This window comes from Actinosynnema sp. NPDC059335, from assembly GCF_042752395.1.
Classification (GTDB): Bacteria; Actinomycetota; Actinomycetes; order Mycobacteriales; family Pseudonocardiaceae; genus Actinosynnema.
This window is the reverse complement of the sequence record NZ_JBHYXZ010000292.1, coordinates 1-4,148: the sequence shown is the minus strand read 5'-3', so window position 1 is coordinate 4,148 and position 4,148 is coordinate 1. Positions and strand designations below refer to the sequence as shown.

The 4,148-nt window shown below is 76.6% G+C and carries 2 protein-coding genes; one reads left to right on the top strand and one right to left on the bottom strand.

All coding sequences use genetic code 11. The features are described 5' to 3' along the window. The coding region (locus tag ACFXGA_RS39740) for an AAA family ATPase (RefSeq protein ID WP_378098231.1) at positions 1 to 3,823 on the bottom strand (3,823 nt) is incomplete at its 3' end. A gap of 114 nt (positions 3,824 to 3,937) precedes the next feature. On the opposite strand from ACFXGA_RS39740, the gene ACFXGA_RS39735 reads away from it, so the two are divergent. Continuing rightward, a complete protein-coding gene (locus tag ACFXGA_RS39735; RefSeq protein WP_378098229.1) occupies positions 3,938 to 4,138 on the top strand; it encodes a hypothetical protein in 201 nt (66 codons plus the stop codon). Positions 4,139 to 4,148 lie beyond the last annotated feature (10 nt).

Here is a 4,148-nt window from a genome sequence, read left to right as displayed (position 1 = left end):
CCTTGCGGTGCGCCCGGCGGGTGTCTGGCCCGTGTGCCTTCACTGGGGCCGGGGGGCCCCGCCCCCCGCCCCAGCCCCTGGCGCGCGGCCCCCCCCCGTCGCGCGCGAGCAGGGCGACCAGCCGCGGGTCGTCGCGGACCGGGTCGAAGGCGTGCTCGGCGGCCACCTGCCACCGCCGCACGTCGGGCGTCTTCCGGGTGGTGCGCCACCACCGGGCCAGGCGGCCGATCGCCCGGGCGGCGTCGCCCGCCTCCGCGTGCAGGACGGCCAGCTCGAAGTGCGGTTGCGGGTCGTCCGGCGACGTCCGCAGGTACGACCGGTAGCGCTGTTCGGCTTCCGCCCGGAGCCGGTCGTCGCCGCGGACGGTCGCGCAGGCCAGGAGCACCCGGGCGATGTCCAGGGCGTGCCGGGGGTCGGCGGGGAGGTCCCGCTGGACCGCCATCGCGTCGTCGCCCACGGCGGTCGCCGCGCCGCGCTCGCCCTTCGCCCACAACAGGCGTGCGCGTCCGGCCAACGTCATGGCGAGCGCGCCGAGCAGCTCCGGGTGGTCCGGCAGCAGCTCCAAGGCGTGCCGGATCGCCTCGACGGCCTCCCCGGCGGTCCCCGCGTCGTTGTCGAGCACGGCGTGGTCGCGCAGGGTGACGGCGAGGCGGAAGCGGTCGCCGGGGTCGTCCGGGCGGAGGTCGAGCGCGGTGCGGAACCACGTCACCGCGCGGCCGTAGTGCCCCACCGCGGCGTCGCGGTCGGTGTTCCACCGCCGCCACCCCCGCAGCGCGGACAGCCTGCCGATCTCGCGGATCGCCGCGACGTCGCCGGGCCGGTGGTCGAGGTACCGGTGGAACAGGGCCAGCGCCGCGCCGGTCGCCGTCTCGTCCTCCGGGGTGTCGTCCTCGGCCAGCAGCGCGAGCCCGCGCGCCGCGTCGCCCAACGTCCGGACGTCGTCCGCATCCCGCTCCGCCAACGTCGTGAGCAACGACGTCGCCTCCGCGCGCAACCGGGCCGCGCGGCCCGGCTCCACCTCGCGCAGCGCGTGCGCGTGACGGGCCAGGACCACGCCGAGGCCGTGCGCGTTGCGGGGGTCGTCCGGCCGCAACGCGCTCAGCCTGCGCGTGTCCGCCTCCAACGCCTGCCAGCGGGCAAGCGCCCCGGGTGACCGGTCCTCGCGGTTCGCCAGGGCCAGCCGGTAGGTCTCGGTGACCAGGCTGCCCAACAGGTCCGCGTCGTCGGGCGCGTCGGCGGCCAGCGCCCGGTAGTGCCCGGCGGCCTCCGCCACCGACTCCGAGTCCGGTCGGCGGAGCCGGCGCAGGACCCCGGCGCGGACGGACGCGGTGTCGGCGAGGAAGCGCCGTGACGACGTGCGGTCCTCGCGGGCCAGCGCGTCCCGGTGCAGGGAAACGGATTCGTCGAGCAGGGGCAGCGCGGCGGCGGGGTCGTCCGCGGCGATCAGGTTCGCCTGGTTCGCCAGCACCACGCCCAGCAGGTCGCGCGCCCAGACGTCGTCGGGGCGGAGGTCGAGCTGCTTCCGGTGCACCTCGACCAGACGCGCGTACACGGCCCGCAGCGCCGCCGGGTCCGATCGCGGCAGCAGCGAGGTCTGCGGTGCGAGGGCGTTGCCCAACTCGTCCAACGCGCTGAACAGGTCGTCACCGGTGAGGCGGCTGAGGCACTGCCCGTACCGGTCCGCGGCGCGCGAGTACAGCGTGAGAGCGCGCTCCGGGTCGTGCGGTCGCACGAGTCGCGCCAACGCCATGTCCGCCTTGGCCAGCTTCCGCGCCACGGACACGGTGGGCAGCGGTCGGGTCCGCTCGACGAACCGGTCCACCTCCCCGGCCCGCTCGGACGCCGCCGGCACGTCGCCCGCCGCGACCGCCGCGTCGAAGCCGGCCAGCAGCCGCCGCAGCGTGGTGGTCACGCCCAGGCCCGCCCAGATCCGCACCAACTCGCGCCACGACATCGCGGCGCAGTCCGGGCACTCGGGCAGCCCCTCGGCCTCGGCCCGCGACCGCCGGACGCGCCACCGCCTGCCGCACCGCGCCTCGGTGAAACCCCGGTCCACCACCGGGTCCGCCGGGATGAACGGCACCCGGTGGACGTGGCCGTCACCGTGCTCGGTCGGCTCCTCGTCGCGTGCGGCGCGGAAACCGTAGAGCCACGCCGACCGCTCGTAGTAGTCGCTGGTCCAGTCGGCCACCTCCTCGAGCGCCGCGCCCGCCAACTGCCGGGTCTCGCCGCCGTCCGCCAGGGCGCTGATGCCGGTGGAGTGCACGCGGTACAGCGTCGCCGAGCGCGACCCGTCTGCGCGCCGGCGCACCGCGAGCCAGGAGGCCGACCCGAGGCACAGCAGGTCTCCGCCGTCCACCAGGCCCGCGGTGACGGTCAGCTCGGCGTGCATCAGCCCGCGCTGGTCGGTCCGCGGCTCGTCGGGCGGGGGCAGGCGCAGGAAGTCCACGAAGTCGGCCAGCACGGCGGTCATCGACTCCCGCCGCAGCCGGCACAGCACCTCCGCGGTGAGGGTGTGGACGACGTACGCGTCGTCCTGCACCGCCACCAGGCCGTGCCGGGCCAGCACCACCTCCGCCGTGGACACCAGCACCGCGCCGATCGGACCGGGGAACCGGTGGGCCAGGAACGCGCGCCCGACCGACCAGGGCACCAGGCCCTCGACCGCGATCCACAGCAGGCTGTCCAGCACGGCCGTCACGTCGCCCTGCGCGGCGAACTCCGCCAGCACGCCCCGGTAGACCGCGGTCAGGCTGCGGTCGGTGGTCGAGTCGATGGCGTCCAGCGCCCGCCCGGTGTCCTGCTCCAGGCCGTCCAACACGGTCGCGGCGTCGAGCCCGGCGTCGCGCAGGTACCGGCAGACGTGGCCGATGACCAGCGGACGGCCGCCGGAGAGCCGGGCCAGCCGCGCGGCGTGCTCGTCGCCCAGGTCGGGCAGCAGCCGCCGCACGGCCTCCTCGGCGTCGTCGGGACCGAGGTTGCCCACGACCAGTTCGGCCACCCCCTCCGGTCCCGCCGTGCGGCTGGTCACCACGACCGGGGTCCGCGAGTCCGCCAACGCCAGGGCGTCCACCGCGGCGGGGGAGTCGGCGTCGTCGAGGATCACCAGCCCGATCGAGCCGCCCTCGGCCAGCCTGCGCCGGAACAGCTCCAGGCGAGCCGCGCGGTCCACGTGCGGCTCGTCCACGGCCCGCAGCACGTCCTCGTCCATGACCCGCGAGTTGCCCATGCGGATGCGGACCACGGGGTGCAGCGGCGCGAGGCGTTCGGCGAGCCGGTCGGCCAGCACGGTCTTGCCCGTGCCCGGCTCGCCGCGCAGCCACAGGAACCGGGCGCCGCCCTCGATCAGCGCGACGCCCTCGGCCACGAGGTCCGCGCGGTCGACCAGATCCTCGCCCGCGTGCCGGCGCAACTCGGTCAGCGTGCTGCCCGACACCAGGTCGACCACGGCCGCCGCGAGCGATTCCACCAGGCGGCGGGTGTACTGCGGGGCCTGCCGGAACGTGCTGGGCGCGGGCACCGGGGCGAACCGGGCCGCGGCCGCGTGCTGCCGGTAGGCCAGGGTCTTGCCGAACGTGTCGGCCAGGCCGAACAGGTCCGCCACCGCGGGCCGCAGCTCCGCGGGCGTGACCTGCCTGCCCGCCGCGACGATCAACCGGCGCAGCGGCGCGGGCCGGTCCGGCGCCACGTCGTAGACCCGCCGTGCGGCGGCGGCCAGCCCCGGCAACCGGTCCGCCAACGTCCGTTCGTCCAGCTCGCCGAAACCACGACGGCGCAACACCCGCAGCTCGGCGGCGACGTCGTCCAGCGAGACCAACTCCACCTCCTCCGCGCCCCGGTCAGGATGTCACGGACCGGTCAGCGAGCCGGCGCCACGCGCCCCGGTCGCGCCGCAGAGTCAGAGGTGATCACAGGACGAGGCCGGGAAGGAACGCCGATGACCCCCAACCCACTGCTGGTGACGCTGTTGACCCTGGCCGCGATCGCGGGCGCGGCCACCGCCGTCGCCCTGGCCGCCGGCGTGCTCAGCCGCCTGGCCGGCTCCCCGCTGCCGGCCGCGGCCCTGACCGCCGGCGCCGCGTTCGCGGGCGCGACCGCCCTGCTGCTGAGCGTGGCGGTGGCCGTCGGCCTGCTGTGACGCGAAGGGG

Excerpts from the sequence above, each read along its gene's own strand:
- ACFXGA_RS39735 (WP_378098229.1), top strand. The coding sequence starts at position 3,938 with ATGACCCCCAACCCACTGCTGGTGACGCTGTTGACCCTGGCCGCGATC.